Source organism: Streptomyces sp. NBC_01166 (genome assembly GCF_045039765.1).
Classification (GTDB): domain Bacteria; phylum Actinomycetota; class Actinomycetes; order Streptomycetales; family Streptomycetaceae; genus Streptomyces.
On the sequence record NZ_CP108613.1, the window covers coordinates 3,795,098 to 3,822,061 of the forward strand.

27 protein-coding genes are annotated in these 26,964 nt (G+C 70.9%); 15 read left to right on the forward strand and 12 right to left on the reverse strand.

All coding sequences use genetic code 11. The features are described from left to right. Window positions 1-34: 34 nt before the first annotated feature. The 3 genes from OG379_RS17315 to hemL form a co-directional block, all read right to left on the reverse strand. On the reverse strand, window positions 35-1,288 hold the full coding sequence (locus OG379_RS17315) for a hypothetical protein (RefSeq protein WP_405663768.1): 1,254 nt from the start codon (window positions 1,286-1,288) through the stop codon (window positions 35-37). 186 nt (window positions 1,289-1,474) lie between these two features. Beyond that, window positions 1,475-2,164: a histidine phosphatase family protein gene (locus OG379_RS17320; RefSeq protein ID WP_393758464.1), complete on the reverse strand. Its 690-nt coding sequence runs from the start codon at window positions 2,162-2,164 to the stop codon at window positions 1,475-1,477. Beyond that, window positions 2,161-3,468: a glutamate-1-semialdehyde 2,1-aminomutase gene (gene hemL, locus OG379_RS17325; protein WP_405663771.1), complete on the reverse strand. Its 1,308-nt coding sequence runs from the start codon at window positions 3,466-3,468 to the stop codon at window positions 2,161-2,163. The genes OG379_RS17320 and hemL overlap by 4 nt, the downstream gene beginning before the upstream one ends. A 292-nt stretch (window positions 3,469-3,760) precedes the next feature. On the opposite strand from hemL, the gene OG379_RS17330 reads away from it, so the two are divergent. The 4 genes from OG379_RS17330 (at window position 3,761) to OG379_RS17345 (ending at window position 5,755) form a co-directional block, all read left to right on the forward strand. Beyond that, on the forward strand, window positions 3,761-4,357 hold the full coding sequence (locus OG379_RS17330; protein ID WP_393758460.1) for a hypothetical protein: 597 nt from the start codon (window positions 3,761-3,763) through the stop codon (window positions 4,355-4,357). A gap of 48 nt (window positions 4,358-4,405) precedes the next feature. Next, window positions 4,406-4,759, forward strand: a complete 354-nt coding sequence (locus OG379_RS17335; RefSeq protein WP_405663774.1) for an STAS domain-containing protein — start codon at window positions 4,406-4,408, stop codon at window positions 4,757-4,759. An 82-nt stretch (window positions 4,760-4,841) separates the two neighbouring features. Continuing rightward, window positions 4,842-5,327, forward strand: coding sequence for an ATP-binding protein (locus OG379_RS17340; protein WP_405663777.1), 486 nt, complete (start codon window positions 4,842-4,844; stop codon window positions 5,325-5,327). A gap of 56 nt (window positions 5,328-5,383) precedes the next feature. Further along, entirely contained in the window at window positions 5,384-5,755 is a 372-nt protein-coding gene (locus OG379_RS17345; protein ID WP_405663780.1) for an STAS domain-containing protein, read from the forward strand. 12 nt (window positions 5,756-5,767) lie between these two features. Here the strand turns inward: OG379_RS17345 and OG379_RS17350 are convergent, their stop codons facing one another. From OG379_RS17350 to OG379_RS17365, 4 genes are all read right to left on the reverse strand, one after another. Next, complete coding sequence (locus OG379_RS17350) at window positions 5,768-6,154, reverse strand: STAS domain-containing protein (protein ID WP_405663783.1); 387 nt, start codon at window positions 6,152-6,154, stop codon at window positions 5,768-5,770. Continuing rightward, the gene (locus OG379_RS17355; RefSeq protein ID WP_405663786.1) at window positions 6,151-7,239 is read right to left on the reverse strand and encodes a B12-binding domain-containing protein; all 1,089 of its coding nucleotides are present in this window, start codon (window positions 7,237-7,239) and stop codon (window positions 6,151-6,153) included. The genes OG379_RS17350 and OG379_RS17355 overlap by 4 nt, the downstream gene beginning before the upstream one ends. Further along, on the reverse strand, window positions 7,236-8,927 hold the full coding sequence (locus tag OG379_RS17360) for a SpoIIE family protein phosphatase (RefSeq protein WP_405663790.1): 1,692 nt from the start codon (window positions 8,925-8,927) through the stop codon (window positions 7,236-7,238). The genes OG379_RS17355 and OG379_RS17360 overlap by 4 nt, the downstream gene beginning before the upstream one ends. 254 nt (window positions 8,928-9,181) lie before the next feature. Beyond that, the gene (locus tag OG379_RS17365) at window positions 9,182-10,684 is read right to left on the reverse strand and encodes a SulP family inorganic anion transporter (RefSeq protein WP_405663793.1); all 1,503 of its coding nucleotides are present in this window, start codon (window positions 10,682-10,684) and stop codon (window positions 9,182-9,184) included. Between the two features lie 349 nt (window positions 10,685-11,033). Between OG379_RS17365 and OG379_RS17370 the strand changes: the two genes are divergently transcribed. Together OG379_RS17370 and OG379_RS17375 are read left to right on the forward strand one after the other, a co-directional pair. Further along, a complete protein-coding gene (locus tag OG379_RS17370) occupies window positions 11,034-11,444 on the forward strand; it encodes a MerR family transcriptional regulator (RefSeq protein WP_405663796.1) in 411 nt (136 codons plus the stop codon). 153 nt (window positions 11,445-11,597) lie between these two features. Then, window positions 11,598-11,909, forward strand: coding sequence for a hypothetical protein (locus tag OG379_RS17375; RefSeq protein WP_405663799.1), 312 nt, complete (start codon window positions 11,598-11,600; stop codon window positions 11,907-11,909). On the opposite strand, the gene OG379_RS17380 is transcribed toward OG379_RS17375, so the two are convergent. Further along, window positions 11,842-12,414 (reverse strand): TIGR03086 family metal-binding protein, encoded by a 573-nt coding sequence (locus OG379_RS17380; protein ID WP_405663802.1) that lies wholly within the window; start codon window positions 12,412-12,414, stop codon window positions 11,842-11,844. The genes OG379_RS17375 and OG379_RS17380 overlap by 68 nt on opposite strands. Before the next feature lie 73 nt (window positions 12,415-12,487). Here OG379_RS17380 and OG379_RS17385 point away from each other — a divergent pair, with 73 nt between their 5' ends. Beyond that, on the forward strand, window positions 12,488-13,324 hold the full coding sequence (locus OG379_RS17385; RefSeq protein WP_393758442.1) for a DUF6597 domain-containing transcriptional factor: 837 nt from the start codon (window positions 12,488-12,490) through the stop codon (window positions 13,322-13,324). A 181-nt stretch (window positions 13,325-13,505) separates the two neighbouring features. Beyond that, entirely contained in the window at window positions 13,506-14,258 is a 753-nt protein-coding gene (locus OG379_RS17390; protein ID WP_405668550.1) for a Mut7-C RNAse domain-containing protein, read from the forward strand. A gap of 17 nt (window positions 14,259-14,275) precedes the next feature. Here the strand turns inward: OG379_RS17390 and OG379_RS17395 are convergent, their stop codons facing one another. Continuing rightward, the gene (locus OG379_RS17395; protein WP_405663805.1) at window positions 14,276-14,848 is read right to left on the reverse strand and encodes a TetR family transcriptional regulator; all 573 of its coding nucleotides are present in this window, start codon (window positions 14,846-14,848) and stop codon (window positions 14,276-14,278) included. 107 nt (window positions 14,849-14,955) lie between these two features. On the opposite strand from OG379_RS17395, the gene OG379_RS17400 reads away from it, so the two are divergent. Next, the gene (locus tag OG379_RS17400) at window positions 14,956-16,425 is read left to right on the forward strand and encodes an FAD-dependent oxidoreductase (RefSeq protein WP_405663808.1); all 1,470 of its coding nucleotides are present in this window, start codon (window positions 14,956-14,958) and stop codon (window positions 16,423-16,425) included. Window positions 16,426-16,453: 28 nt separating this feature from the next. Here the strand turns inward: OG379_RS17400 and OG379_RS17405 are convergent, their stop codons facing one another. Then, on the reverse strand, window positions 16,454-16,954 hold the full coding sequence (locus OG379_RS17405) for a hypothetical protein (protein ID WP_405663811.1): 501 nt from the start codon (window positions 16,952-16,954) through the stop codon (window positions 16,454-16,456). Between the two features lie 163 nt (window positions 16,955-17,117). On the opposite strand from OG379_RS17405, the gene OG379_RS17410 reads away from it, so the two are divergent. After that, the gene (locus tag OG379_RS17410; protein WP_099177679.1) at window positions 17,118-17,453 is read left to right on the forward strand and encodes a YnfA family protein; all 336 of its coding nucleotides are present in this window, start codon (window positions 17,118-17,120) and stop codon (window positions 17,451-17,453) included. Window positions 17,454-17,531: 78 nt separating this feature from the next. After that, a complete protein-coding gene (locus OG379_RS17415) occupies window positions 17,532-18,290 on the forward strand; it encodes an SDR family NAD(P)-dependent oxidoreductase (RefSeq protein ID WP_405663813.1) in 759 nt (252 codons plus the stop codon). A 48-nt stretch (window positions 18,291-18,338) separates the two neighbouring features. Here the strand turns inward: OG379_RS17415 and OG379_RS17420 are convergent, their stop codons facing one another. Then, on the reverse strand, window positions 18,339-19,532 hold the full coding sequence (locus tag OG379_RS17420) for an RtcB family protein (protein ID WP_405663816.1): 1,194 nt from the start codon (window positions 19,530-19,532) through the stop codon (window positions 18,339-18,341). A gap of 171 nt (window positions 19,533-19,703) precedes the next feature. On the opposite strand from OG379_RS17420, the gene OG379_RS17425 reads away from it, so the two are divergent. From OG379_RS17425 to OG379_RS17435, 3 genes are all read left to right on the forward strand, one after another. Further along, the gene (locus tag OG379_RS17425; protein WP_405663819.1) at window positions 19,704-20,525 is read left to right on the forward strand and encodes a DUF3558 domain-containing protein; all 822 of its coding nucleotides are present in this window, start codon (window positions 19,704-19,706) and stop codon (window positions 20,523-20,525) included. A 208-nt stretch (window positions 20,526-20,733) separates the two neighbouring features. Continuing rightward, the gene (locus OG379_RS17430) at window positions 20,734-21,573 is read left to right on the forward strand and encodes a DUF3558 domain-containing protein (RefSeq protein ID WP_405663822.1); all 840 of its coding nucleotides are present in this window, start codon (window positions 20,734-20,736) and stop codon (window positions 21,571-21,573) included. 182 nt (window positions 21,574-21,755) lie between these two features. After that, on the forward strand, window positions 21,756-23,129 hold the full coding sequence (locus OG379_RS17435) for a DUF2637 domain-containing protein (RefSeq protein WP_405663825.1): 1,374 nt from the start codon (window positions 21,756-21,758) through the stop codon (window positions 23,127-23,129). A 103-nt stretch (window positions 23,130-23,232) separates the two neighbouring features. On the opposite strand, the gene lysS is transcribed toward OG379_RS17435, so the two are convergent. After that, window positions 23,233-24,996: a lysine--tRNA ligase gene (gene lysS, locus OG379_RS17440; protein WP_405663828.1), complete on the reverse strand. Its 1,764-nt coding sequence runs from the start codon at window positions 24,994-24,996 to the stop codon at window positions 23,233-23,235. A gap of 147 nt (window positions 24,997-25,143) precedes the next feature. Between lysS and argS the strand changes: the two genes are divergently transcribed. Further along, window positions 25,144-26,913 (forward strand): arginine--tRNA ligase, encoded by a 1,770-nt coding sequence (gene argS / locus OG379_RS17445; RefSeq protein ID WP_405663831.1) that lies wholly within the window; start codon window positions 25,144-25,146, stop codon window positions 26,911-26,913. The last annotated feature ends 51 nt before the right edge of the window (window positions 26,914-26,964 follow it).

Consider the following 26,964-nt stretch of genomic DNA (forward strand, 5'->3'; position numbering starts at 1 on the left):
TGGGCACCCCCCTCGGTGACCGTAAAGCCCCTTGTCAAGCCTGTTTAAAGAAGGCGTTCCAGCCACCTTCGGGGGCCTGTCCCACCTGGAGCGTACGGAGCTTCGCGAGCACCGCCGGGTCCTGTGCGTCGAGCCAGTCGACGTACTGCCGGAAGGAGACGAGGCGCACATCCGGCTTGCCCGCGATGTGTTTGAGCGCGTCCTCCACGGCGTCCATGTAGATGCCGCCGTTCCACTCCTCGAAGTGGTTTCCGACATAGAAGGGCGCACGGTTCGTCTCGTAGGCGCGGTCGAATCCGGCGATATACGCGTCGGTGGCCTGGGTGCGCCATCCCGGATAGCGGGAGGGCATGCCATTGGTCGAATTCTTCGACTGGTTGGCGAGGATGTTGTAGTCCATGGAGAGGACTTCGAAGGTGTGGCCGGGGAAGGGAATGCCCTGAAGCGGAAGGTCCCAGACGCCCTGGCGCTTCTCGGGCCACATCTGGCTGCCGCCCGGCGAGCTCGCGTCGTACCGCCAGCCGAGCTGCTTCGCGGTGGGGAGGAGATTGTCCTGGCCGAGCAGACAGGGCGTACGACCCCCGACCAATTCCTTCCGGTAGTCGAACGGCAGCGGTTCGACATCCTCCCACCCGGTGTTGGTCCGCCATTCGGTGACGAACGACACCGCCTGATCGATCTCGCTCTGCCATTGCGCGGGTGTCCAGTTGCCCACCGATCCGGAACCGCCGCAGAAATGCCCGTTGAAATGGGTGCCGATCTCGTGCCCGTCGAGCCAGGCCTGGCGGACGTACTTCAGGGTCTGCTTGACGTGGTCATCGGTGAGATAACCGATGTCGGAGGCGCCCCGGGGGTTGTTGGGCGGGCGGTACAGCGACTTCTTCGACTCGGGCAGCACATAGAGCCCGGAGAGGAAGAAGGTCATCGCCGCGTCGTGTTCCTTGGCGAGTTCGAGAAAGCGCGGGAAGAGTCCGTTGCCGACCTCGCCCGCCCCGTCCCAGGAGAAGATCACGAACTGCGGCGGCTTCTGGCCCGGTTCGAGCGGGACGGGGGCGACGGGCTGATTCGGCTGTTTTCCGGTGTCCGACGTGGAGCCGTCACCGATCAGTCTCACCTGTTTTCCGGGTGCGCCTCCGCCATTCCCGTGCGTCCCTTTGCCGCCGTTGGAACTCTTTTCGGGATCCGCCCGGCTGTCCGACGATCCGAGGGAGCCGCAGCCGGCCATCGACAGCGCGGCTGCGGCTCCGAGCCCTGCCCCGAGCAGGCCCCTTCGGTTGATTTCACGCATAGCGTCCCCATCTGCGGTCGTATTACCTCAAGGCCATACAAACTGGCGATGGCTTAGATGAGGAAACCAACACGACGGTTCCACCGATAATCACAAAAGTTGTTACGTGAACAGACCCTTACAGGTGCTGCACACGGCATACAGGACGGCGGGAAACGCGAGCCCCGGCGCGCGGCACATGGGCGGCTACGCCCCGAACGCCTTGGACTTCCCCTTGACCGGCTTCGCACCCGCGAGGAGATGCGCCGGCACCAGGTCCCGGGCGGGCTCGGTGTATCCGACCGACACGATCTCGTCGCCCTGGTACGTGAAGGTCGTCAGCGAGGCCAGGGTGCACTGCCGCTTGCGCGGGTCGTGCCACAGCCGGCGCCGCTCCACGAAGCTCCGCACGATCCAGATCGGCAGCTGGTGGCTGACGCAGACCGCCTCGTGCCCCCGGGCGGCGTCACGCGCCGCGTCCAGGGCGCCCATCATCCGTACGACCTGCTCGATGTACGGCTCACCCCAGGACGGCTTGAAGGGGTTGGTGAGGTGCTTCCAGTTCTCGGGCTTGCGCAGCGCGCCGTCGCCGACCCCGAAGGTCTTGCCCTCGAAGACGTTGGCGGCCTCGATGAGACGCCGGTCGGTCGCCAGGTCCACGCCGTGCGACTTGGCGATCGGCGTGGCCGTCTCCTGGGCGCGCTCCAGCGGGGAGGCCACGACATGCGTGATGTCGCGCTTCTCCAGGTGCTCGGCGACCCGGTCGGCCATCTTGCGGCCGAGCTCGGACAGGCTGTAGCCGGCGCGGCGTCCGTAGAGCACGCCGTCCGGGTTGTGCACCTCACCGTGGCGCATCAGGTGGACGACGGTGATGTCCTTCGCGCTGTTCTCGCTCATGCGGTGGCCTCCGATGCGGCACGGGCGGCGGCGGGCAGCGCCGCGGCGATCCGCTCGAGCGCCCGCGCGTCGTGGGCGGTGGAGACGAACCAGGACTCGAAGGCGGACGGCGGCAGATAGACGCCCTGCTCCAGCATCGAGTGGAAGAACGCCGTGAAGCGGAAAGCTTCCTGCTTCTTCGCGTCCTCGTAGTTCCGGACGGGCTCGTCGGTGAAGAAGACGGAGAACATGTTGCTCGCCGCCGACACGGTGTGCGCGACGCCCTCCTTGGTGAACGCCTCGCCCACCAGGGAGCGCAGCTCCGCGGAGACCGCGTCGACCTTCGCGTACGCCGCGTCGTCCAGCAGCCGCAGCTGCGCGAGGCCGGCAGCGGTGGCGACCGGGTTCCCGGAGAGGGTGCCCGCCTGGTAGACGGGGCCCGCGGGCGCCAGGTGCGCCATCACGTCGGCACGGCCGCCGAAGGCCGCGGCGGGGAAGCCGCCGCCCATGACCTTTCCGAAGGTCATCAGGTCGGGCCGCACGCCGTCGATGCCGTACCAGCCGGCCTTGGACGTACGGAATCCGGTCATCACCTCGTCGGAGATGTACAGCGCGCCGTTGGCCGCGCAGATCTCCTTCAGCCCGGCGTTGAAGCCGTCCAGGGGCGGTACGACGCCCATGTTGCCCGGCGACGCCTCGGTGATCACACAGGCGATCTCACCCGGCTGCGCGGCGAACGCGGCGCGCACGGCCTCCAGGTCGTTGTACGGCAGCACGATCGTGTCGCCCGCCTGGGCCCCGGTCACGCCGGGCGTGTCGGGAAGGCCGAAGGTGGCGACCCCGGAGCCGGCCGAGGCCAGCAGCGCGTCGACGTGCCCGTGGTAGCACCCGGCGAACTTCACGACCTTGGCGCGCCCGGTGAAACCACGGGCGAGCCGGATCGCGGACATGGTCGCCTCGGTGCCGGACGACACCAGCCGCACCTGCTCCACGGGCTCGATCCGGGCCACGATCTCCTCGGCGAGCGCGACCTCGCCCTCCCCCGGCGTACCGAAGGAGGTACCCCGGGCCACCGCGTCCTGGACGGCCGCGATGACTTCCGGGTGCGCGTGGCCGAGGATCATCGGCCCCCACGAACACACGAGGTCGACATACTCACGGCCGTCGGCGTCGGTGAGGTACGGACCCGTACCGGACACCATGAACCGGGGCGTACCGCCCACGGCCCGGAAGGCACGCACGGGAGAGTTCACGCCGCCGGGCGTCACGAGGGACGCACGGTCGAAAAGCGTCTGCGAAACTGGGGCTTCGTATGAATACGCCACTTTGGTCCTGATCTGCGATTCGGGTTTCGGGGGGCCTGGCCGGAATTCCCGGCCGCCGGTGAGCGGGGAGCGCGCTCTCCCCGTATGAGGCTCGTACAACGAAAGGGCGTCAGTCTCCTCGCGTCTGCGAAACTGGGGCGTCATAGGGAAAGCTCACACATGCCATGGTGTCAGAGGCGTCGACGGTCTTGCGGACAGGTGTTTCACCGCACGCCCGTGGGGGAGGTCACTGACGATGATCGGGTTGCGCGGCGGGGCTGTGTCTCCTAAGAAGTAGTCGGGTGGATGAGATATGCATCGCGGTGGCGGAGTGGGCGAAGGGACCGACGACCTGGGGCCCGAGCCTGCCCGGCGAGGGCGGCACCGGCGTAAGGCCGAACGCGAGGCCGAGCGCGTACGGGACGTCCAGGCGGGCGGCGTCGACGGTTCGGGGAGCAGGAGCAGTGGACGGGTGGGGGTGACCTACAAGTACTTCGGTGCCCCTGACGGGGCCACCGCCGCACGTGTGCCCATCTCCATGCGTCCCGAGGAGCTGGGCGGCGACGAGCTGGGCATGGGCGGCATGTTCAGCAAGATCAAGCCCGAGACGGTGGCGGCCATGGTGCTCACCGGCATACAGGGCATACCCCTGAACAAGGTGCCCCCGCTGGAGCTGGTCGTGCTCCATCCCGACTACGCCGTGGTCAAGCTGCCGATGACGGTGGTCGACCCGCTGCGGGACGTCGGTGAGGAATCGGTCGGCGCGGCGGCCTTCATCTGGTCCACGGTCCCGGACCGCGGCGGCCCGCGCGACGCGTTCAACGTCTACCAACTGCTCCATGAGTGGCAGGACTTCTCCCACCGGCTGCACGACGCGGGCCACCAGGCGTACTGCCTGGTGTGGCCCTGACGCTGCAGCCGGTTTCCCCGGTTCCTCCGGTGTAGGAAAATGCGACCCATGACGGCGGATGAACTGCGCGTGGTCGTGGAGGCCACGGATGACGGTGTCGTACTGATCCGTGTCCGGGGAAGCCTGGACGGGTGGTCGGGTACTTCCGGACTGGCCGAGGCGCTGGACGAGGCGGCCGGGAGCGGGGGGCGGCTGACCGTGGCCGATCTGTCCGGGCTGGAGTTCGCGGACTCTGCGGCGCTGCACGCCTTGCTGAACGCACAGCACCGCCACGCCGCGGCCGGGGTGCCGCTGATCCTGGCCGGGCCGCTCGGGACGGGCGTACGCAGGCTCTTCGACGTCTCGGGCACCGGCGGAGTCTTCACGTTCGCCGACACGGTGGACGCGGCGCTGACATGCTGAGCGCCTGCGGGAGGCGCCGTCCGTCGGCCGGTTCCCCGGCCGGGAGTGTGACCGGAGACCGTTCGGGCAGGCGCAGAGGGTAATGGACGGGGAACGAGAAGTGCTTGAGGACGGCAGCCGTCGGGCCGGAGAGCCGGACGAGGCCGTCGGCTCGCCTGCTCCGGAGAAGCCGGGGGGCACGGGCCGCGCGCCCGGCGTGCCGCGTAACGCGGCCGCCGCACGCGACGCCGTCGTCCGGCTCCTGCAGGAGCGTTTCTGCGGGCTGGACGGGGAAGGGCCGGCCGATGTCGTGGTGGCCGACGCGCTGCTGGTGACGTCGGAGCTGGTCACCAACGCCGTCAGGCACGGCGGCGGGCTCACCGGATTCACGACGGAGATCACCGACGAAGGCCTCCTCCTCACCGTCAGCGATGCCAGCACCCGGCCGCCGGTCACGGCGGAACGCGATCCGTCCGCCGCCTCGGTCGGGGGCTACGGCTGGCTCCTGGTGCGCCGTCTGGCGAAGCGGGTGTCCGTCACGTATCTCCCCGAGGGCAAGCACATCGTCGCGCTGATCGCCCTCACCTGAGCGGGCGCCGAACGGCGGCTGCGCCGGTGGTCACCGGCAGTTGGCATAATTCCCGCATGGCCCGCGATCACCTCGACAACTCCGCGCCGGCCGGCCTTCCCGTGGTGGCGGCCGAAGGCGAGATCAACGGTCACTGGGTCGTCCGGGCTCAGGGCGATCTCGACTCCGACAGCGTCGATCCGCTCTTCGTCGCCATGTGGCAGGCCGTGGCCGGGCACGAGACCGTCGTACTGGAAGCGTCCGCGATCACCTTCGCGGACTCCTCGTTCCTCAGTCTCCTCATCGAGGTGCACCAGCGGACGGATCTGCGCATCGCCGCACCGGGCACGACCCTGACGCGGCTCCTGCGGACCGCGGGGGTGGACCGTGTGCTCCGGAGCTACCCAACGCTCGACGCGGCCCTCGGTGCGCCGCCGACCGCTCGGTGACCGCCCCGGCCGTCAGCCGGACGGGGCGGGAGGAGTACCTTCCTCCTGCTCGGTCTGCCGGCCGGCTCCGTCGAGGACGAAGAGCCGCGCCGTCCCGGTGACGTCCAGCATCCTGCGGAGGAAGGCGGGCGGGTTCTCCAGGTGCAGCGCCACACCGCGGGACGAGGTGCCCCGGTGGATCAGCAGGAGACTGGAGACACCCATCGAGTCGCAGAGCCGCAGCCCGGAGCAGTCGAGGAACAGGTCCTGCGGGCCGGGCTCGGCGGCGAGGCAGGCCCGCGCCCGTTCCACGAGCAGGTCGCTCGTGTCGAAGTCCAGGTCACCGGCGAGACGCAGCCGTACGGCATCCGGGCCGGCCTCGACACCCACGGTGAACGGCGGAGAGGGAAGTCCGGTCATCCGAAGGCTCCGGGGTGGTGGCCGGCGGTCGTCAGGAAGGCGTCCAGGACGGTGCGCGCCCGGCCGAGCAGCCGGGTGGACCGGGGAAAGTCCTTGAGCTCGGTCCCCAGGACGTCGAGGACCGGTTTCAGGGACACTGCCGGGACCCGCCGTGCCTCCAGGATGCCCGCGGTCCACGCCAGGAAATCGGTGAAGAGCTCGTCGTCGTCCATGTAGAGGGCCACACCCAGGTAGTCGACGATGTGGGCGATGTCCTGCGCCGTGTGCTCGCGCTGCTGCTCCGTGTAGGTGGCCGCCGCCGGGAAGCGGGTCTCGAGCTGGGCCAGCACCTCCCGCACGAGCTGCGGCCTGCTGCGCACGACGAGGGTGTACTCCTGGTCGCCGAGGTGCGGCAGATCGTCGATCTGCTGCCTGCCGGCGGACGGCACCGCGATGCCGTCCGCGATACGGCGTGCCGCCGAGCGCGCGTCCGGCTCCCAGGCGTCGGCGCCCAGCCGGCGCGCGTGGCGTCCGTCGGGCCCGAAAGCCGCCCCGCCCGCCAGCACGGGTACTCCTACGGCCTGGCAGGCGGTGATCGCCGCGTGCGCGGTGGGCAGCCGGGTGGGGATCGAGGAGGACAGCGCGACCACGTCCGCACCGTTGGTGTGCAGGTGACCGATGAGATGGGGCGTGGGCACCTGCGCCCCGAGGAAGTCGACCTGCCATCCGCGCAGCGTGAGGACCTCGGCCAGCAGACGAGCCGGCAGCACATGCCATTCCTTGTCCACACAGGCCACGGTGACCCGGCCCAGCCGCGGTTCGGTGCGCACGGCCGGGTGGTGGGCGAGCGCGGCGATGACCCGTTCGGCGATGGCGCTCGCCGCGTGTTCCTGCGCCACGCTGAGGCGGTTGGCCGCCCATTCGGTGCCGACCCTCGCCTGCACGGGCGCGATGACGTCCAGCAGCGCCGTCTCCGCGTCGATCCCGTCGTCCAGAGCGGTGAGGATCACCGCGGCGGCGGCGTGTTCGTCCCGGTCGGTCACCGCGGCCCACAACCGGTCCTGAAGGCCGCGCATCCGGGGAGCGGCAAGCGTGTGTGTGCTCATCCCGTGTACCTGCCCCGGGTATGGCCGTCCACCGCGCTGAGATGGGTGGTCAGCGGGGCGGTGATCGCGACGAGGGCCATGTCGTCGTGCCGGCCGTCGTTCAGCCACTGGGACGCGAGCACCTGGACACGCTCGACCACGGCCGTGCCCGGCATGCCCCCGCACTCCGCCAGGGCCCGCCTCAGCCGCTCCTCACCGAAGAGTTCGTCGCCGAGGGGGCCGCCGCGTGCCTCGGTCACACCGTCTGTGTAGAGCAGACACGTCTCGCCCGGCAGGAGATCGGTCTCCACGGTGCCGGCCTCGATGTGGGGCAGCGCCCCGACCAGCGTCCCCCGGGTCTCGATCTCCTCGACGCGGCCGTCGTTGCGGATCACCAGGGGGGCGGGGTGGCCCGCCGATGTGAGGCGCAGCCGCACCCGGTTCTCCTCGCGCCGGACCGAAGCCAGCACCAGGGTCGCGAAGCGGGTGTGGTGCGAGTTGAGGAGTGCCCCGTTGAGGAGCCGCAGCATCTGCTCGTGGTCGCCGGCCATCGGCGTGAGCGCCTGGAGCGTGTTGCGGATCTTGCCGGTGAGCACCGCCGCGTCCAGGCCCTTTCCGCACACGTCACCGAGGACCGCCAGTGACGCGTCGTCGGGCGTGCTGCCGGGGTGCACGTCGTAGAAATCACCGCCCACCCGGTCACGGTCGGCGGAGGGCCGGTAGCCGCCGGCGAACTCGACCCCGTGCACCCGGTTCAGCTCAGGAGGCAGCAGATCCCGCATCAGGGTCCGCGTGATGTCGCTCTGTTCCGCGTACAGCCGAGCGGCGGACAGGGCGGCGCCGGCCCGCGCGGCGAACAGCCGGGCGAAGACCTCTTCGCTCTCGTCGAACTCGGTGGCCCCCGTGCCCCGCAGCAGGACCAGGACCCCCGCCGGGACCCCGTGGCCCGGCAGAGGGGTGACGGCGGCCGACCCGACGGTGCCGGCGAAGTCCTCCGGGACAAGCCATGCGGGCAGTGAGGCGGGGTCGATCCACCGGGAGGGTACGGGCGGGAAGCCCTGCAGCGCCTCGCTCAGGCCGGGCACCTGTGCCGGGTCCGCCGTCACCGTGCCGCACACCGCCGCCTTGCCCTCGACCGCGTACGCCACGGGCAGCTTCCGCCCGACGGCGGGCCCGATGACGACGGCGGCGTCGGCGAGGTGCCGGGAGGCGAGTTGCGCGGTGACCCGCATGCAGCGGTCGGTGTTCAAGGAGGCCAGAAGCACGTTCGACGCCTCGGCCAGGAAGGTGGTGCGCGCGCGCTCCGCGGCCAGTTCCTCCTCGGCGGACTGCCGGTCGGTGGTGTCGGCCAGCCACCACACCAGGTCGCCGTTGTGGTTCGGGGCCGGGTGCGCCTCGAAGCTCCGCGCACCGATCCGCCCGTGGAAGGCGGTGCCGCGCGGGCCGGAGGCCGGGTCGTCACCGGCCGTACGGGGGGCGGGGCCGGTCGCCTCCTGGTGGGCACGTGCCAGCCAGGCCGGCACCGCCTCCGTCAGAGCGGTGCCCCGAGGCGCGCCCCCGAGGAGCGCCTCGGCGGCCGGGTTGAGGTCGACGACCGTTCCGGCCGTGTCGACGACGAGCACTGCGTACGGGGCCTGGCCCCACAGGTCGGTCTCGGACGCTGGATCCTGCTGAGTTCTTTTTGCGATGGGTTCCTTCAGAGGTGCCATGAGGGGGGACCCGCCTGCGGCGAGTCGCACCACCTTCCCAGTGGATGAGAATCACTTTCCCACCGGCAACCATTGCCCAGCGGAGGAGCTGATGGCAACCCACCCCCCTGCGCGGGCATGAGCGCGGAGCGGCGCGCACACCGTACGCACCGAGGAACTTCACGAGAAGCACACAGTTCGCGCGGGCCCCCGGGCCGGGCGGGTGCGGCGCCTTCCCCACTGTCCCCTCGGCGCGTCACCGCTTCCGCGCAGGCTCAGTTGCCCCCGGCGAGCCGGCCGCTGAGCGAGCCGTGGAGATCGGCGCTCCGCTCGTTGAGGCCGATGATCTCCACGCTCTTCCCGCGCTGTTCGTACTTCGTGGTGATGGCGTCCAGCGTCGCGACCGCCGAGGCGTCCCAGATGTGTGCCGCGGTCAGGTCGATGACGACCAGCCGGGGATCGGCGGCGTAGTCGAACCGTCCGACGAGGTCGTTGGACGAGGCGAAGAAGAGCTCACCGAAGACGGAGTAGACGACCCGGCCGCCGTCCCGGTCCGTGACGGACGTGACGTCGGCCAGGTGGGCGACCCTCCTGGCGAAGATGACCATGGCGGTGACCGAGCCGACGACCACGCCGACGGCGAGGTTCTCGGTGGCGACCACACAGACCACCGTGATCACCATGACCGCGATCTCCCCGGCGGGCATCCTCTTCAGGGTCCCGGGCGCGACGGAGTGCCAGTCGAAGGTGGCGAAGCACACCATGACCATGACCGCGACGAGGGCCGCCATCGGGATGCGCGAGACGAGCGGTCCGAACGCGATGCAGAGCACCATGAGGAAGACGCCCGCGAGGAACGTGGACAGCCGGGTGCGGGCGCCGGAGACCTTTACGTTGATCATGGTCTGGCCGATCATGGCGCAGCCGCCCATGCCGCCCAGGAAGCCGGTCACGATGTTGGCGATGCCCTGGCCGATGGACTCACGGGTCTTGCTGGAGTGGGTGTCGGTGATCTCGTCGACCAGTTTGGCCGTCATCAGCGACTCCATCAGGCCCACGAGCGCCATGGCCAGCGCGTAGGGGGCGACGGTGGTCAGGGTGTCGAGGGTGAAGGGCACGTCGGGCAGGCCGGGGACCGGCAGGGACGAGGGCAGCTCGCCCTTGTCGCCGACCGTCGGCACGGCGATGCCCGCGGCGACGGTGATCGCGGTCAGGATGACGATGGAGACCAGCGGGGCCGGAACCGCCCTGGTGATCCTCGGGAAGAGCACCATCAGGACCAGCCCGCCGATGACCAGCGGATACACCGGCCAGGGGACATCGCTCAGTTCGGGGACCTGTCCCATGAAGACCAGGATCGCCAGCGCGTTGACGAAGCCGACCATCACGCTTCGGGGCACGAACCGCATCAGCCTGGCGACACCGAGCGCGCCGAGGACGACCTGGAAGACCCCGCCCAGGATGACTCCCGCGATCAGGTATCCGAATCCGTGCTCCCTGTTGAGCGGGGCGATCACGAGTGCGACCGCGCCCGTCGCCGCGGAGATCATCGCCGGCCTGCCGCCGACGACCGAGATGACGACGGCCATCGTGAACGCGGCGAACAGGCCGACCGCCGGGTCGACCCCGGCGATGATCGAGAACGAGATCGCCTCGGGGATCAACGCCAGCCCCACCACGAGGCCGGCCAGGACCTCCGTGCGGAAGACCTTCGGGGACAGCCAGGAGGGCCGGAAGCCGCGCAGCCGGCCGGCCGGGGACAGTACGGATGAGGGCAAGGGAGGCGTGACCTGTCGTTGCTCGGGCATGCCCGGCGGACCGGGGTGTGCGGGGGCGCGGAGGCCGGACGGCGTCCCGCGGATCGTCCACGGCGGCGGACGGAAGTATGGGGGCGGACAGCGCGCGGCCGTCGCCGGGATCGCGGTGAGCGACCGTGACGGGCGCACGCGCTCCACCGGTCGCCGGGCTCCTGGTCGGGCCGGCCCCGATCGCCCGGCCCGGACCGCGCCGGGGGCATCGTCGGCCCCGGACAGCCGGCGCCGAGCAACTCTACCCTAACGTTAGGGTAGGGAACGGAACGCCGTCCTCCCGTGGTCACGGCGGGAGTCGAGAGGGCACGTGGGCACCGTGAGCAACGAGCACATGCAGATCGGCGAGGTCGCCGCGCGCACCGAGCTGTCCCTGCGCACGATCCGGCATTACGAGGACTCCGGGCTCGTGGCTCCCTCCGCACGCTCCCGTGGCGGGTTCCGGCTGTACACCGAGGCGGATGTGGCCCGGTTGATGGTCATCCGCCGGATGAAGCCCCTCGGTTTCACCCTGGACGAGATGCGAGGGCTGCTGGAAGTGGTCACCCGGCTCGACGAGGACGGGGAACTGGCGGCGGGCGAGCGGAACGAGCTCCTGGAGCGGGTCACCGCCTACGAGCGGACGGCGTCCGAGCAGGTCGCCAAATTGAGGGTCCAGCTGGCGCGGGCCGAGGAGTTCGCCCAGGCCCTGCGCATACGTCTGGACCGGAGCGGGCCACCGGACGCGTGACCCCTGGGGCCCTGACGGCCCGGCGGGGCTGCCGGGTTGTCGTCCTCGGGGCGCGAAGACCATTCTTCGGCCATTCATTGGCCGAAGAATGATCTCCAGCCGCACCGCAGGGTCTGCCGATGCAAGGAGCACGACCCCCGAGGAGGCCCCTGCATGGACGACCTGCTGCTGACCCTGGCCGTCCCGGCGGTGGTCATCGCGAGCGGGGTGTACGCCGTCTGCGACTGCCGGCGGCAGCGCCGGAAGCCCCCGCCGCCGTACACACGCCGGGCGGCCCGTCTCGCGGCACGCGACGTGCTGGTCCGGGCCGACGCCGTCGTCGACAGCGCGTACGCCGGCCTCGGCAGGCTCTACGCCGATCCGGCCGGCCCCCATCCGGCCGGGAGCGCCCCGGCCGTCAGCGGCCGGCCGGACGCCAGCCGGGATCGCGGCCCGTCACGGCCAGCACCCGCTCGAAAGCGGTAGCTCCGGGCGCCACGGGGAACGGCTCGCCGAACACCTTCATCTCCCGCGCCTGCGGGGCCATCGCCGCCAGTCCCGGCTCCAGTTCCGTCACCACGGCCGGGTCCGGCGCGAAGTCCTGGCCCGTGGCCCGGGCCAGGTCCCAGGCGTGGACGGTCAGGTCCCCCAGCACCATGAGCCCCACCGTTCTGGCCGGCATCGCCATGCCTCCGGCCTCTCCTTCCTCCGCACCCGGCTCGGCCCACGCCTTCACCAGCTGCGCCGTCCTGTCGTCGAACCGGCCGCGCCAGTCCCCCGTGACGACGTCCTCGGTGCCGCTGAAGTCGGGAGTTCCCTTGGCCGCGAGGATCCGGAAGTTGTCGATCACCAGGAAGAGATGGTTCAGCAGGGCCCGGACGTCGTACTCGCTGCACGGCGTGCCGTCGGCCAGCCGGCCGTCGTCGATTCCCCGCACGACGGGGACCGCCTGCGCGGCTGCCTTCTCGAGGAGTTCGCTGATCGTCTTCATGTCTCCGACGATGCACCCGGCGGGCCATGGCGTCTTGAAGAAACACGACAGTGCCACCCCATAGGATCCGGCCATGGCCGGACCCGGACGTGAGACGCGGGGCATCGTCGACGCCCCTGACCTGTTCACCCGCGTACATTTCCGCCTCCGCGACCCCGCACCCGCGCTGCGTCCTCATCTGGAGCACTACTGGCTGATCGACTGGGACCTCCCGGAGCCGTACACCTCGCACGTGGTGCCGCACCCGAGCGTCCACCTGGTCTTCCAGCGGACGGAGTCGGGCGGCGAGGCGGAGCAGGAGGACTCCGCCGAGGTCTACGGCATCGTGCAGGGCCTGTTCAGCCGGCGGCTGGAGGGCAGGGGACGGGTGTGCGGCGTGAAGTTCCGGCCGGGAGCCTTCCGGCCGTTCGCCCCGCAGTGGCCCGTGTCGGAGTGGACCGGACGCCGGGTCCCCGCCGACGAGGCGCTGGCCGTCCCGGAGCACGGGCAGCCCGCCTCCGCGACGGCGCGGACGGTACTCGACCCGGCCGACGAGGACGCCCGGGTCGCGGCTCTGGACACGTACGCCCTGTCGCTCCTCCCACCGCCGGACCCCCAGGCGGAACTCGCCACGGAGCTCGCCGAGCTCGTACGCACGGACCGCTCGCTGCTGCGGGTCGACGCCCTCGCCCGCACGGCGGGCCTGTCCGTCCGCTCGCTGCAGCGGCTGTTCTCCGCCTATGTGGGGGTCGGGCCGAAGTGGGTCATCCTCCGCCACCGCATCCACGAGGCGCTGCAGCGCGCCGGGACGGACCCGGAGCCCGACTGGGCGGAGCTCGCCGCCGATCTCGGCTACAGCGACCAGGCGCACCTGGTCAGGGACTTCACGGCCACCGTCGGCGTCCCCCCGACGGCCTTCGCCCAGCGCTGACAGCGCCCCGCCCCCGCGGCAGGGTCACGAGGTGCACGGGACGGGGTGGGCGGTCCTCACCGGTTCCCAGGGCCCCGGCATCACGTCCGCCGCCGGCGCGGCCGTCGCCGTGCCGCCCCGCTCTGACGTGGCGGCCGGAAAGCTCTCGCCGCCACGCCTCGCGCAATGGCATCCTGACCAGGTGAACGGACCCGAGATCACCCTCGAAGTAGCCCCGGAACTGCGGCTCTTCGTCGCCCACGACCGCCGACGCGGGCGCACGGCCGTCACCACGGACGGCTCGTCGACCCTCGGACATGTCGTGGAGTCCCTCGGCGTCCCGCTCACCGAGGCCGGGCAGCTCCTCGTCGACGGCCGCCCCGTGCCCGTGTCCCACATCCCCGGAGCCGGCGAGCTGGTCGAGGTGCGGGCGGTGCGACGCCCCCAGCAGGTCCCGGGCGCACCGCTGCGCTTCCTGCTGGACGTCCATCTCGGCACGCTCGCCCGGCGGTTGCGGCTCCTGGGCGTGGACGCCGCGTACGAGAGCGAGGACCTCGGGGACCCGGCGCTGGCCGCCCTCTCGGCTGAACAGCGACGTGTCATGCTCTCGCGCGACCGCGGGCTGCTCCGACGCAGGGAGATCTGGGCGGGGGCGTACGTCTACAGCGACCGGCCCGACGAACAGCTCCGCGACGTCCTGGGCCGCTTCGCCCCCGTACTGGCGCCCTGGACCCGCTGCACCGCCTGCAACGGGCAGCTCACCGCGGCCGACAAGGACTCCGTGAGCTCCCGGCTGGAGAAGGGCACACAGGCGGGTTACGACGTGTTCGCGGAGTGCACCGTCTGCGGCCGGGTGTACTGGCGGGGCGCCCACCACGCCCGCCTGGAAGGCATCGTGACGGACGCCGTGCGCGAATTCGGCGGGGCGGCGGGGAGCCAGGCACCGACGGCCTGAGGGCCTCGGGCCCCCGCTCAGGGCTGTTCGGCCGTCAGATAGCGCTGGACCGTGGGCGCGAGCCAGGCGACGATCTCCTCCCGGGACATGGCGACGGCGGGCTCGAACCGCAGGACGTACCGGGCGAGCGCCATGCCCAGGATCTGCGAGGCAACGAGCGCCGCGCGCCGTGGGGCGTCGGTGGGGTCGGGGCAGACTCCCTCGGTGATCGGCCCGAGCTGCTCGGTGAAGACCGCTCGCATCCGCTCGGCCGCCGCTTCGTTGGTGACGCCGACCCTGAGCAGGCCCGTCAGCACGTCGTCCTGCTCCCAGCGGTCCAGGAAATGCCCGACGAGCACCGCGCCGATGTGCTTGCCGGGCAGCGCGCCCAGAGCGGGCAGCCGCAGGTCGAACGCGGAGGCGGCGGCGAACAGCCCCTCCTTGGAGCCGAAGTAGCGCATCACCATCGACGGGTCGATGCACGCGTCACGGGCGATGGCCCTGATCGTGGCGCGCTCGTACCCGTCGGCGGCGAACCGCTCACGGGCGGCTTCGAGGATCGCCGCCTTGGTGGCGTCCGAACGGCGTGGGGAGGGGGCGCGCACTGTCATGCCAACAACTGTAGGCCAACATCCGTTGACAAGCCATCCACGCCCGCTCTACCGTTGCCAACAAGCGTTGCCCAACAAGCGTTGGCATTTGCCATACGGAGGCCGTCATGACCGGCACGTCCAGCACGGGATCCAGCCACTCCGGCACCACCGATGTCGTCGTCGTGGGCGCGGGCCCGACCGGCCTGCTCCTGGCGGGCGACCTCGCCGCCCAGGGTCTGGCGGTCACCCTCGTCGAGCGCCGCCCGCAGGAGACGGGCAACCTGACCCGCGCCTTCGCCGTGCACGCCCGCACGCTGGAGCTGCTCGACACGCGAGGTCTCGCCGACGCGCTGGTCGCGACCGGCACGCGTCTCAGACGGATGCAGCTCTTCGGCCGGCTCTCGCTCGACCTCACCCGGCTCCGTTCCCGCTTCCCTTTCCTCCTCATCACTCCGCAGTACGAGGTGGAACACCTGCTGAGGGAGCGCGCGCTCAAGGCCGGCGTGGACTTCCGGTTCGGGACGGAGCTGCTCGGTCTGAGCCGCCCCGCCGCCGGAGACACGGTCACCGCCGAGATACGCGACGCCGACGGCATCCGCTCCACCGTCGAGGCCCGGTATCTCGTGGGCACGGACGGCGTGCGCAGCTCCGTTCGCCGGGCACTCGGCCTGCCCTTCCCCGGTGAAGCCGTGATCAAGTCCATCGTCCTGGCCGATGTCCGGCTCACCGAGGCACCCACCGGGGTGCTCACGGTCAACGGCGCGGGCGACGCCTTCGCCTTCATCGCCCCCTTCGGCGACGGCTGGTACCGCGTCATGGGCTGGGACCGCACCCACCAGGCCGACGACGGCGACCCCGTGGAGCTCGACGAGCTGCGCGAGATCACGCGCACGGCGCTCGGCACCGACCACGGGATGCATGACGCCCGCTGGGTCTCACGGTTCCACAGCGACGAACGCCAGGTGCCCGCCTACCGCGCCGGCCGGGTCTTCCTCGCCGGTGACGCCGCCCATGTCCATTCCCCGGCAGGGGGCCAGGGCATGAACACCGGCCTCCAGGACGCGGCGAACCTCTCCTGGAAGCTCGCGGCCGTCCTGCGCGGGCACGCCACCGACCCGGAAGCACTGCTCGACAGCTACCACGCCGAGAGGCACCCGGTCGGCTCCCAGGTCCTGCGCGCCAGCGGTGCGATCATCCGTCTTGCCATGGCCAGGACCCCGTTGCAGCGGCTTGTGCGGGCCGCCCTCACCAGCGCCCTCTCCGTCGTCCGCCCGGCCTCGGACAAGATCATCGGAAGAATCTCCGGAGTCGGGATCTCCTACGGCGCGCCGAAGGGCAGCCACCGCCTGTCGGGCACCCGCGCCCACGACCTGCGGCTCGCCGAAGGCCGTCTGCTGGAGCTCCTGCGCGACGGCTCCTTCGTCCTGGTCACACCGCGCGACGCCCCCGCCCCTCCGACCGGACCGGCCCCGCTCGTCCACGCCCACTGGGCGGGCGACCGCACCACCACGCTGCTCATCCGCCCCGACGGATACATCGCCTGGGCGGGCGAGCGCCCCGGCCCCGCCGCCCTGCGACGGGCCCTGGGCCGATGACCGGCCCCGGACGGTCCCCGCCCCCGCCTCAGAAGGCGTACGCGTCACCTGTGGAAAGGGCCAGCACCTCATGCGTATCGTTCCGCCGGTTCCGGTCGCTCGCGCCGCCGTTCCACAGGGTGTCCACCCGCACCACGACCTCGGCCGGCCGGCTCGTGAGGCGCAGGCCGAGGGCGGTGCGCCTCGCCTCCGCGGCCACGCGCAGCGGACCGGTCCCGCACAACACCGTCCGGCTGTCGCTGCGCAGACAGCCTTGGGGCAGCCTCTGCCAGGGCGCGAGCGGCACGGAGAAGCGCAGCCGCACGGTGGCGTCGTCGAGTGGCGACGGCCCCCGGTTCCCGGTCCGCAGCTGGATCCCGATCCGCTCCTCCTGGAGAGAGACGCGTCCGTGGTGGGACACGTCCGCCTCCGGCGCGATCCCTCGCGGCGCCGGCTCGGCCACGGCGGAGAGCCACGGCCCCAGCACCACAGCCGCCACCATCGCCGTCACGGCGGGCACGTTCAGTACTGCTCTACGCGTCACTCGCATCCGCCGAACCTACCGACAGGCGGCTAATCACCCCTGTATACGGACTCGTTCGCCGCGCCTGCCCCACTCGCACGGCCCACCCTCACGGCCCACTCACCGCCGCCGACACCGCCGGCCGGGCCTCCACGCGCACGGCCTCGTCCCCGCATGACACGCTGGCCCCATGCTCGTCGCCCGTTCCGTCGCCCTCTTCGTCGTGGCCGCTCTCTTCGAGATCGGGGGCGCCTGGCTCGTCTGGCAGGGCGTGCGTGAGCACCGCGGCTGGATCTGGATCGGCGCGGGTGTCATCGCCCTCGGCGCCTACGGTTTCGTGGCCACGCTCCAGCCGGACGGGGACTTCGGCCGGATCCTCGCGGCGTACGGCGGGGTGTTCGTCGCCGGTTCGATCGCCTGGGGCATGGTCGCCGACGGCTACCGCCCGGACCGCTGGGACGTGACCGGCGCACTGATCTGCCTGGCCGGCATGGCGTTGATCATGTACGCCCCCCGCAACCACTGAAGCCGCAAACCGCTGAACCCGGGCCGGACGCCCACGCCTATCCTGGCCCCGTATCGATCAGCTGCCCGAGGAGTTCCCATGGCCGCCACCCCCATCGCCGTCATCACCGGCGCGAGCAGCGGCATCGGCGCCGCGACCGCCAGGCAGCTGGCCGCGGCCGGATACCGCGTGGTGCTCACCGCACGCCGCAAGGACCGCATAGAGGCACTGGCCGCCGAGCTCACCGAAGCGGGCCACCAGGCGACGGCCTACACCCTGGACGTCACCGACCGCGCGGCGGTCGACGAGTTCGCCACCGCGTTCCGGTCCCTGGCCGTCCTGGTCAACAACGCCGGCGGAGCACTGGGGGCCGACCCCGTCGCCACGGGCGACCCCGCCGACTGGCGCCAGATGTACGAGACGAATGTCATCGGCACGCTCAACGTCACCCAGGCCCTGCTCCCCGCCCTCACCGCGAGCGGCGACGGCACCGTCGTGATCCTCTCGTCGACGGCCGGTCTCTCCACGTACGAGGGCGGTGGCGGTTACGTCGCGGCCAAGCACGGCGAGCACGTGCTGGCGGAGACCCTCCGGCTGGAGATCGTCGGCACCCCGGTCCGGGTGATCGAGGTCGCGCCCGGCATGGTCAAGACCGAGGAGTTCGCCACCACCCGCTTCCGCGGCGACACCGAGAAGGCCGCCAAGGTCTACGCGGGCGTCGACGCCCCGCTCTCCGCCGACGACGTGGCCGACACGATCACCTGGGCCGTCACCCGGCCCAGCCATGTCAACATCGACCTGCTGGTGGTCCGCCCCCGGGCCCAGGCCTCCAACTCCAAGGTGCACCGCACCCCGTGACCTCCTCTCGGCCCGGCGGGACGGGGCCGGCGCACGGCCGGCCCCGTCTCAGCCCTTCACGCACACGACCTGCTTCAGCTTCGCGACGACCTCGACCAGGTCCCGCTGCTGGTCGATGACCTGCTCGATCGGCTTGTACGCCGCAGGGATCTCGTCCACCACACCGGAGTCCTTCCGGCACTCCACGCCCCGCGTCTGGTCCTCGAGATCCTGCGTGGAGAACTTCCGCTTGGCCGCGTTCCTGCTCATCCGCCGGCCCGCGCCGTGCGAGGCGGAGTTGAACGACTTCGCGTTCCCGAGCCCCTTCACGATGTACGAGCCGGTCCCCATGGAGCCGGGGATGATCCCGAACTCCCCCGAGCCCGCACGGATCGCGCCCTTCCGGGTGACCAGCAGGTCCATGCCGTCGTACCGCTCCTCCGCCACGTAGTTGTGGTGGCACGAGATGACCGGCTCGAACGTGACCCTGGCCTTCTTGAATTCCTTCCGGACCACGTCCTGGAAAAGGCCCATCATGATCGAGCGGTTGTACTTGGCGTACTCCTGCGCCCAGAACAGATCGTTGCGGTACGCCGCCATCTGCGGGGTCTCGGCGATGAAGACCGCCAGGTCACGGTCGACGAGGCCCTGGTTGTGCGGAAGCTTCTGAGCCTGTCCGATGTGGAAGTCGGCGAGCTCCTTGCCGATGTTCCGGGAGCCGGAGTGCAGCATCAGCCACACAGATCCGGCCTCGTCGAGACAGAACTCGATGAAGTGATTGCCCGATCCGAGCGTTCCCATCTGCTTCGTGGCGCGCTCCTGACGGAATTTGACCGCCTCGGCGATCCCGTCGAACCGCGACCAGAAGTCGTCCCAGCCGCTCGTCGGGAAGCCGTGGAGCTTGCCCGGGTCGACCGTGTCGTCATGCATCCCCCGGCCGACCGGGATCGCCTGCTCGATCTTCGACCGCAGCCGCGAGAGGTCTCCCGGCAGGTCGTTGGCCGTGAGCGACGTCCTCACTGCCGACATCCCGCAGCCGATGTCCACGCCCACCGCGGCGGGGCAGACCGCGCCGTGCATCGCGATCACCGAGCCTACGGTCGCGCCCTTGCCGAAGTGGACGTCCGGCATGACCGCGAGGCCCTTGATCCAGGGCAGTGTGGACACGTTCCGCAGCTGCTGCATCGCGACGTCCTCCACCGACGCCGGATCCGCCCACATGCGGATGGGAACCTGCGCCCCCGGTACCTCTACATACGACATAACCCCTCGATTCCCCCGAAAAGACTGAAAGCGCAAAACCGGTGCCTAGGTCGGCATACAGGTCGGCCGACCGGCATTCACAGCGGCGCGTGCGATACACATTGTGTCCATCGGCCGCTATCGAGCGGCAACCCGTTTTCGTACCGAAGGGAGCCTGGGACCGTGCGACACATGGCGTACGTACCCGGCGTCGCGCTTCTCGTGGCGCTCGTCGCCGGCTGCAGCGCCGGCTCCGACGCCGACGACCCCGCCGCCGACAGCAAGCCCGGCAGCCCGACGGTCACGGCCGCGCCTCCCGGGAAGTACCGGACGCTGCCCGAATCCTGCCGGGCGGTACCGCTCTCCACGCTCAAGGACCTGCTGCCCGGCGCCGCCGGACTGCCCGAGGACCAGCAGGAGAAGGTGTACGAGGGCACGGCCGCCGTCACCTACGACACCGACCGCAAGGTCGGCTGCCGCTGGAAGTCGGACGCCCCGGACGCCTCCCGGAATCTGTCCATCGACTTCGAGCGCGTCGTGTCGTACGACCCCGCCGTGAGCGACGACGACCGCGCCCGGGACGTGTACGCGAAGCAGCAGGACGCCGCCGCCCTCCCCACCACATCGGCAGGTGCCACCCCCAGCGAGACGCCCAGCGGATCGGCCTCCGCGTCGCCCGGCGGCACACCGTCCGGCTCCCCGGGCGGCTCGTCGTCCGCCTCGCCCTCCGCCGACCCGTCGGGCAGCACCACCGGGGCCGACCCCGACGAGGACCTCCGGCCGCGGCTGCTCGACGAGCTCGGGGACGCCGCGTTCCTGGACGACGCTCTCACCCGGGCCGGTTCCACCGCGCAGCTCCGCACCGTGAGCGTGGTATTCCGCACATCGAACGTCATCGTGACCGTCCACTACACGGAGCAGCCGGCCCGCGCCACCGAGGTTCCCGACAGCAGGGAACTGCAGGAGAAGGCCCAGGCCCTGGCCCGGAAACTGGACGAGGCCCTCAGCGACTGACCAGGCCCCGACGGCCTCCGGCCGGGGCTCGGGGCGCACCCCCGGGCCTCGGGCCGAAGGCGGCATCCGGTCGCCGTCCGTCGTACCGTGGCCCCCGACCGACATGCCGCGAGACACACCGCCCGACGCAGCGAACCGACGCAGCGACCGGCGTACCGCCCGACCACCCGCACGACCGAGACCGCCGTGCCGTCCGAGTGAAGGAACCATGCACCGATCAGCCCCGCGACTGTCCCGCATACTCGCCTGCGCCGCCGTTCCGGTGATGCTCGTCGTCGCCGGCTGCTCGTCGGACTCCGACGACGCGAAGGGCTCCGCCTCCTCGGCCTCTCCGAGTGCGAAGAAGTCCGAGCCCACCGTCGAGCCCGCGAAGTTCACCACGCTGCCCGACGCCTGCACCTCGATCGGGAAGAAGACGATCGAGGACCTGGTTCCGAAGGCCAAGACCAAGGGCGGCACCCCGGGCAAGTCCAGCGACACCGCGAGCCGTGGCAGCTGCTCCTGGAACGGCCTGGACGACAACGGCGTCAAGGGCTCGCAGTACCGCTGGCTCGACGTCGGCTTCACCCGCTTCGACTCGGACCAGTCCCTGGGCAGCGGCGCCAAGCGCGCGACGGACGAGTACACCAAGCAGGTCTCCAAGGCACAGGCGACCGAGGGCGCCAAGAAGGCCTCGGCCAAGCCCGCCAGCGGCATCGGTGAGCAGGCCACCTCCGTCACGTACGGGCTGAACAAGTCGAGCGAGGACTTCGAGTACGCGACGATCGTCGCCCGCACGGGGAACGTCGTCGTCAGCGTCACCTACAACGGGGCCGGGTTCGCCGGCGCCAAGACGCCCTCCGCCGCCGACATCCTCAAGGACGCCCAGAAGGCCGCCGAGGAAGCCGTCGCCGCGGTCGGCGACGACGCCGGAGCGGGGAAGTCCTCGGCCTCCCCCTCCGCCAAGGCATCGTCCTCCCCGTCGTCCAAGTCGTCCGCGAAGACGTCCGCGAAGTCGCCCTCCAAGTCGCCCTCGAAGTCGTCCTCCAAGGCCGTCGACAAGTCGTGACCTGAGCCCGGCAGGAGCGCCAACTCCCCTGCCCGGAGGCGCCTTGACGTAGCCCGGTGCTCCCGTGAGTACCGGGCTACGCCCCCTCCCCACGCAGCACGCCCGGTCGGCATGTGCCAGGCTGTGCGCGCGCCGGGTGCCGAAGTGGAACCGGTTCATCGAAGTCGGGAGGGGATTCGCGGGTGGCCGCCATGCAGCTGACACGCACACACCGCGTGCTCATCGGGGTCGTCGTCGCCGGGGCCGTGCTCATCGCCGCGATCGGTTTCGCGGGCTCGTACGCCGCCGTGCGCGAACTCGCGGAGGAAAAGGGCTTCGGCGAGTTCTCCGTCGTCTTCCCGATCGGCATCGACGCGGGCATCTGCGTCCTGCTCGCGCTGGACCTGCTGCTGACGTGGATGCGCATCCCCTTCCCACTGCTGCGTCAGACCGCCTGGCTGCTGACCGCGGCGACGATCGCCTTCAACGGCGCCGCCGCCTGGCCCGACCCGCTGGGCACCGGCATGCACGCGGTGATCCCCATCCTGTTCGTCGTCGCCGTCGAGGCCGCACGGCACGCGGTCGGCCGGATCGCGGACATCACGGCCGACAAGCACATGGAGGGCGTCCGCCTCACCCGCTGGCTGCTCTCCCCGGTGCCCACCTTCAAGCTGTGGCGCCGGATGAAGCTGTGGGAGCTGCGCAGTTACGAGCAGGTCATCAAGCTCGAACAGGACCGGCTGATCTACCAGGCCCGCCTCCAGGCCCGCTTCGGCCGCAACTGGCGGCGCAAGGCACCCGTCGAGTCGATGATGCCGCTGCGCCTGGCGAAGTACGGCGTCCCGCTCGCCGAGACCGCCCCGGCCGGGCTCGCCGCCGCAGGCATCGAGCCGGCCCTGCTGCCGCCCGCCCCGGCAGCCGTGGAGACCGAGCAGCAGCACCCCCAACTCCCGTACGCCCCGCAGCCGCAGGAACGGCCCGCCCCGTACGACACGTACGACGCCTACGACGCGTACGAGGAGCAGCACCAGGAGCAGCACCAGCAAGCCCAGCAGCAGTACCCCCAGGAGGACCCCGGCTCGCACGACAGCCCCTGGTTCGCCGCCCCGAAGGTGCTGGACGAGGCGTACGAGGGTGCCTACGACCCGGGGTACGACGAGGGCATGGACCCCACCCCGGTGATGATCCCCTCGGGCCCCGGCCGGACCCGCCCGCTCGGCAACGTGGGCACGATCGGCGCCGTGCCGCACCCGCGCCGCGAAGCCCCCGAGGGCCGTCCCCAGGCTGCCCCGCAGCCTCAAGCCACCGAGACGGGCGAGGTCCTCGACCCCGAGGACGCTCCGCAGCTGGAGGAGTGGTCCCAGGAAGACGCCGAGTTCGCCGACCTGGCCTTCGAGGTGTACAGCGCGTACACGGACCAGGAGGGCCAGTTCCCGACCGCGGAGATCCTGGACATACACCTCTCCGACACGCGTAACGTCCGCCACCCCCGCTCGCGGGAGCTGCTCCTGCGCCTGATGCCGGACTTCAAGCAGGCTTACATCCCGGCGCAGTCGACAGCCGACCAGAGCGCCTGAGAGCCTGGCTCGGCCCGGCCCACGGTTGCCGGCGCCGAGACGCTGCGGAAAAGGGTCGCCGCCCGGACATGTCCGGGCGGCGACCCTTTTCAGGCGTATGGCGTCACGCGCCGAGCAGCGTCCGCACCCGGTCCGCCCCCACCGCCAGGAGGAGCGTGGGCAGGCGCGGCCCGGTGTCCCGGCCGACGAGCAGCCGGTACAGCAGCGCGAAGAAGGAGCGCTGGGCGACCTTCAGTTCGGGCGTCGGCTTGGCGTCCGGCGCCAGACCCTCCAGCACCTTCGGCACCCCGTAGACGAGCGTGGTCAGGCCGTCCAGCGACCAGTGCGAGTCGAGACCTTCCAGCAGCAGCCGCAGCGACTCGCGGCCCTGCTCGTCCAGGGAGCCCAGCAGCTCCTTGTCCGGCTCGTCACGGACGATGGTGCGGGCCTCGGCCGGCACCTGGGTGGTGATCCAGTTCTCGGCGCGGTCGAGCCGGGGCCGTGCCTCGTCCAGCGAGGTCAGCGGGTTCTCGGGGTCGAGCTCGCTGAGGATGCGCAGCGTCTGGTCCTCGGCGCCGGCGGTGATGTCGGCGACCGAGGCGAGCGTGCGGTACGGCAGCGGGCGCGGGGTGCTGGGCAGCTCCCCGGCGGCCGTGCCGATGGCCCGGGCGTAGGCGGCGGCGTCGGCGGGCAGCACCGTGCCGTCGGCCACCTTGCGGGCCAGCGAGTCCCACTCGTCGTACAGACGCTGGATCTCCTGGTCGAAGGCGATCTTGAAGGACTGGTTCGGCCTGCGGCGCGCGTACAGCCAGCGCAGCAGCGGCGCCTCCATGATCTTCAGCGCGTCGGCCGGGGTCGGCACGCCGCCCTTGCTGGAGGACATCTTCGCCATGCCCGAGATCCCGACGAACGCGTACATCGGCCCGATCGGCTGGACGCCGTCGAAGACCTCGCGCACGATCTGGCCGCCGACGACGAAGGAGGAGCCCGGCGAGGAGTGGTCCACGCCGCTGGGCTCGAAGATCACGCCCTCGTAGGCCCAGCGCATCGGCCAGTCGACCTTCCAGACCAGCTTGCCGCGGTTGAACTCGTTGAGCCGGACCGTCTCGGCGAAGCCACAGGCCGAGCAGGTGTAGTTCAGCTCGGTCGTGTCGTCGTCGTACGCGGTGACGACGGTGAGGTCCTTCTCGCAGTTGCCGCAGTAGGGCTTGTACGGGAAGTAGCCGGCGGCGTTCGAGCTGCCGTCGTCCTCGTCCGCCGCGCCGGAGCCCTCCGCGGCCTCCAGCTCGGCCTCGTCGACCTTCTTCTGCTGCGGCTTCTTGCCGCCGCCCTTGGCACCCGCCGCGCCGTCCTTCTTGGTGCGGTAGCGGTCCAGGACGGCGTCGATGTCGGCCCGGTGCTTCATCGCGTGCAGGACCTGCTCGCGGTAGGTGCCGGCCGTGTACTGCTCGGTCTGGCTGATGCCGTCGTACTCCACGCCGAGTTCGTCCAGCGCCGCGGTCATCGCGGCCTTGAAGTGCTCGGCCCAGTTCGGGTACGCCGACCCGGCCGGGGCGGGTACCGAGGTCAGCGGCTTGCCGATGTGCTCCTGCCAGGAGTCGTCGACCCCCTCGACACCGTTCGGCACCTTGCGGTAGCGGTCGTAGTCGTCCCACGAGATCAGGTGGCGCACGGTGTACCCGCGGCGGCGGATCTCGTCGGCGACCAGGTGCGGGGTCATGACCTCGCGGAGGTTGCCCAGGTGGATCGGGCCCGACGGGGAGAGCCCGGACGCGACGACGACCGGTTTGCCAGGCGCACGTCGCTCCGATTCGGCGATGACATCGTCCGCGAAGCGGGAGACCCAGTCGGTCTCGGTGCTGCTCTGACTCGAAGCCACGGTCGGCACGTCCTTCTCTCGTGTAGGACTCGTAGGGGCGTCCCCCATGAGGGGCACCCCCATTCTCCCAGGTACCACCCGTAGCGCGAAAACGGCTTTACACCCCGTGGGATACTGGACTGATCCTTTGTCTCCTACGGAAACGGCAGCCGGCTCATGGCTTCGGTCCCTTCCCTCGCTTCCACGCTCCAGCAGCAGCTGGCGGACGCCCTGACGGCAGCGCTGCCGGATGCCGGCACCGCGGACCCGCTGCTGCGCCGAAGCGACCGGGCCGACTTCCAGGCCAACGGGATCCTCGCACTCGCCAAGAAGCTCAAGGGCAACCCGCGTGAGCTGGCCTCCAAGGTCACCGCGACCCTCCCGGCGGGTGAGCTGATCAAGGACATCGAGGTGTCCGGCCCCGGCTTCCTCAACGTCACGCTCACCGACCGGGCGATCATCAGCACGCTCGCCGCGAGGGCCGCCGACGGCGACCGGCTCGGCGTCCCGCTGAAGGCCGCCCCGGGCACGACCGTGATCGACTACGCCCAGCCGAACGTGGCCAAGGAGATGCACGTCGGCCACCTGCGGTCGGCGGTCATCGGTGACGCGATGGTCCAGATCCTGGAGTTCACCGGCGAGAACGTCGTCCGGCGCCACCACATCGGCGACTGGGGCACCCAGTTCGGCATGCTCATCCAGTACCTCTTCGAGCACCCGGACGAGCTGAAGCACGAGGGCGACAAGGCGGACGGCGAGGCCGCGATGTCGTCGCTGAACCGCGTCTACAAGGCGTCGCGGGTCCTGTTCGACTCCGACGAGGAGTTCAAGGCGCGCTCCCGTGACCGGGTGGTGGCCCTCCAGGCCGGTGACCCCGAGACACTGGCGCACTGGCAGCGTTTCGTCGACGAGTCGAAGATCTACTTCTACTCGGTCTTCGACAAGCTCGACATGGAGATCGACGACCCCGACATCGTGGGCGAGTCCGGCTACAACGACATGCTCGAGGAGACCTGCCGGATCCTGGAGGAGACGGGCGTCGCCGTCCGCTCCGACGGCGCGCTCTGCGTGTTCTTCGACGACGTGAAGGGCCCGGACGGCAACCCGGTCCCGCTGATCGTCAAGAAGACCAACGGCGGATACGGCTACGCGGCCACCGACCTCTCCGCGATCCGGGACCGGGTGCAGAACCTCAAGGTCGACACCCTCCTCTACGTCGTGGACGCCCGGCAGTCCCTGCACTTCAAGATGGTCTTCGAGACGGCCCGCCGCGCCGGCTGGCTGAACGAGGACGTCAAGGCGCACCACCTGGCCTTCGGCACGGTCCTCGGTAAGGACGGCAAGCCGTTCAAGACCCGTGAGGGCACCACCGTCCGGCTGGAGGACCTCCTCGACGAGGCCGTGGAGCGGGCCACCGCGGTGGTCCGGGAGAAGGCCGAGAAGGTGGGCCTCTCCGAGGACGAGATCGTCGAGAACGGCCGCTACGTCGGTGTCGGCGCCGTGAAGTACGCCGACCTGTCGACCTCCGCCGTGCGGGACTACAAGTTCGACCTGGACCAGATGGTGTCGCTCAACGGCGACACCTCGGTGTACCTCCAGTACGCGTACGCCCGGATCCGCTCCATCCTGCGCAAGGCGGGCGACGCGAAGCCGGCAGCACACCCTGAGCTGGACCTGGCCCCGGCCGAGCGTGCTCTGGGCCTGCACCTGGACCAGTTCGGCGCGGTCCTGGACGAGGTGGCCGCGGGGTACGAGCCGCACAAGCTGGCCGCGTACCTCTACCAGCTGGCCTCGCACCTCACCACGTTCTACGACCAGTGCCAGGTGCTCAGCGACGAGAACGCTCCGGAGGTCGTCGAGAACCGGCTGTTCCTCGTGGAGCTCACCGCCCGCACCCTGCACCAGGGCATGAAGCTGCTCGGCATCAGGACGCCCGAGCGCCTCTGACCCTTCGGCCGCCGCACGGGCCCGGCCGGGATCGAGTGATCCCGGCCGGGC

Bases quoted from the DNA above. Each gene is read 5' to 3' on its own strand.
- OG379_RS17425 (WP_405663819.1), top strand. From the start codon at position 19,704: ATGGCGTACGTACCCGGCGTCGCGCTTCTCGTGGCGCTCGTCGCCGGC.
- OG379_RS17405 (WP_405663811.1), bottom strand. From the start codon at position 16,954: ATGCGAGTGACGCGTAGAGCAGTACTGAACGTGCCCGCCGTGACGGCG.
- OG379_RS17415 (WP_405663813.1), top strand. From the start codon at position 17,532: ATGGCCGCCACCCCCATCGCCGTCATCACCGGCGCGAGCAGCGGCATC.
- OG379_RS17410 (WP_099177679.1), top strand. From the start codon at position 17,118: ATGCTCGTCGCCCGTTCCGTCGCCCTCTTCGTCGTGGCCGCTCTCTTC.
- OG379_RS17400 (WP_405663808.1), top strand. From the start codon at position 14,956: ATGACCGGCACGTCCAGCACGGGATCCAGCCACTCCGGCACCACCGAT.
- OG379_RS17420 (WP_405663816.1), bottom strand. From the start codon at position 19,532: ATGTCGTATGTAGAGGTACCGGGGGCGCAGGTTCCCATCCGCATGTGG.
- OG379_RS17330 (WP_393758460.1), top strand. From the start codon at position 3,761: ATGCATCGCGGTGGCGGAGTGGGCGAAGGGACCGACGACCTGGGGCCC.
- OG379_RS17320 (WP_393758464.1), bottom strand. From the start codon at position 2,164: ATGAGCGAGAACAGCGCGAAGGACATCACCGTCGTCCACCTGATGCGC.
- OG379_RS17335 (WP_405663774.1), top strand. From the start codon at position 4,406: ATGACGGCGGATGAACTGCGCGTGGTCGTGGAGGCCACGGATGACGGT.
- OG379_RS17350 (WP_405663783.1), bottom strand. From the start codon at position 6,154: ATGACCGGACTTCCCTCTCCGCCGTTCACCGTGGGTGTCGAGGCCGGC.
- OG379_RS17345 (WP_405663780.1), top strand. From the start codon at position 5,384: ATGGCCCGCGATCACCTCGACAACTCCGCGCCGGCCGGCCTTCCCGTG.
- OG379_RS17315 (WP_405663768.1), bottom strand. From the start codon at position 1,288: ATGCGTGAAATCAACCGAAGGGGCCTGCTCGGGGCAGGGCTCGGAGCC.
- OG379_RS17355 (WP_405663786.1), bottom strand. From the start codon at position 7,239: ATGAGCACACACACGCTTGCCGCTCCCCGGATGCGCGGCCTTCAGGAC.
- OG379_RS17430 (WP_405663822.1), top strand. From the start codon at position 20,734: ATGCACCGATCAGCCCCGCGACTGTCCCGCATACTCGCCTGCGCCGCC.
- OG379_RS17340 (WP_405663777.1), top strand. From the start codon at position 4,842: ATGGACGGGGAACGAGAAGTGCTTGAGGACGGCAGCCGTCGGGCCGGA.
- OG379_RS17385 (WP_393758442.1), top strand. From the start codon at position 12,488: ATGGCCGGACCCGGACGTGAGACGCGGGGCATCGTCGACGCCCCTGAC.
- OG379_RS17360 (WP_405663790.1), bottom strand. From the start codon at position 8,927: ATGGCACCTCTGAAGGAACCCATCGCAAAAAGAACTCAGCAGGATCCA.
- OG379_RS17380 (WP_405663802.1), bottom strand. From the start codon at position 12,414: ATGAAGACGATCAGCGAACTCCTCGAGAAGGCAGCCGCGCAGGCGGTC.
- OG379_RS17375 (WP_405663799.1), top strand. From the start codon at position 11,598: ATGGACGACCTGCTGCTGACCCTGGCCGTCCCGGCGGTGGTCATCGCG.
- OG379_RS17395 (WP_405663805.1), bottom strand. From the start codon at position 14,848: ATGACAGTGCGCGCCCCCTCCCCACGCCGTTCGGACGCCACCAAGGCG.
- argS (WP_405663831.1), top strand. From the start codon at position 25,144: ATGGCTTCGGTCCCTTCCCTCGCTTCCACGCTCCAGCAGCAGCTGGCG.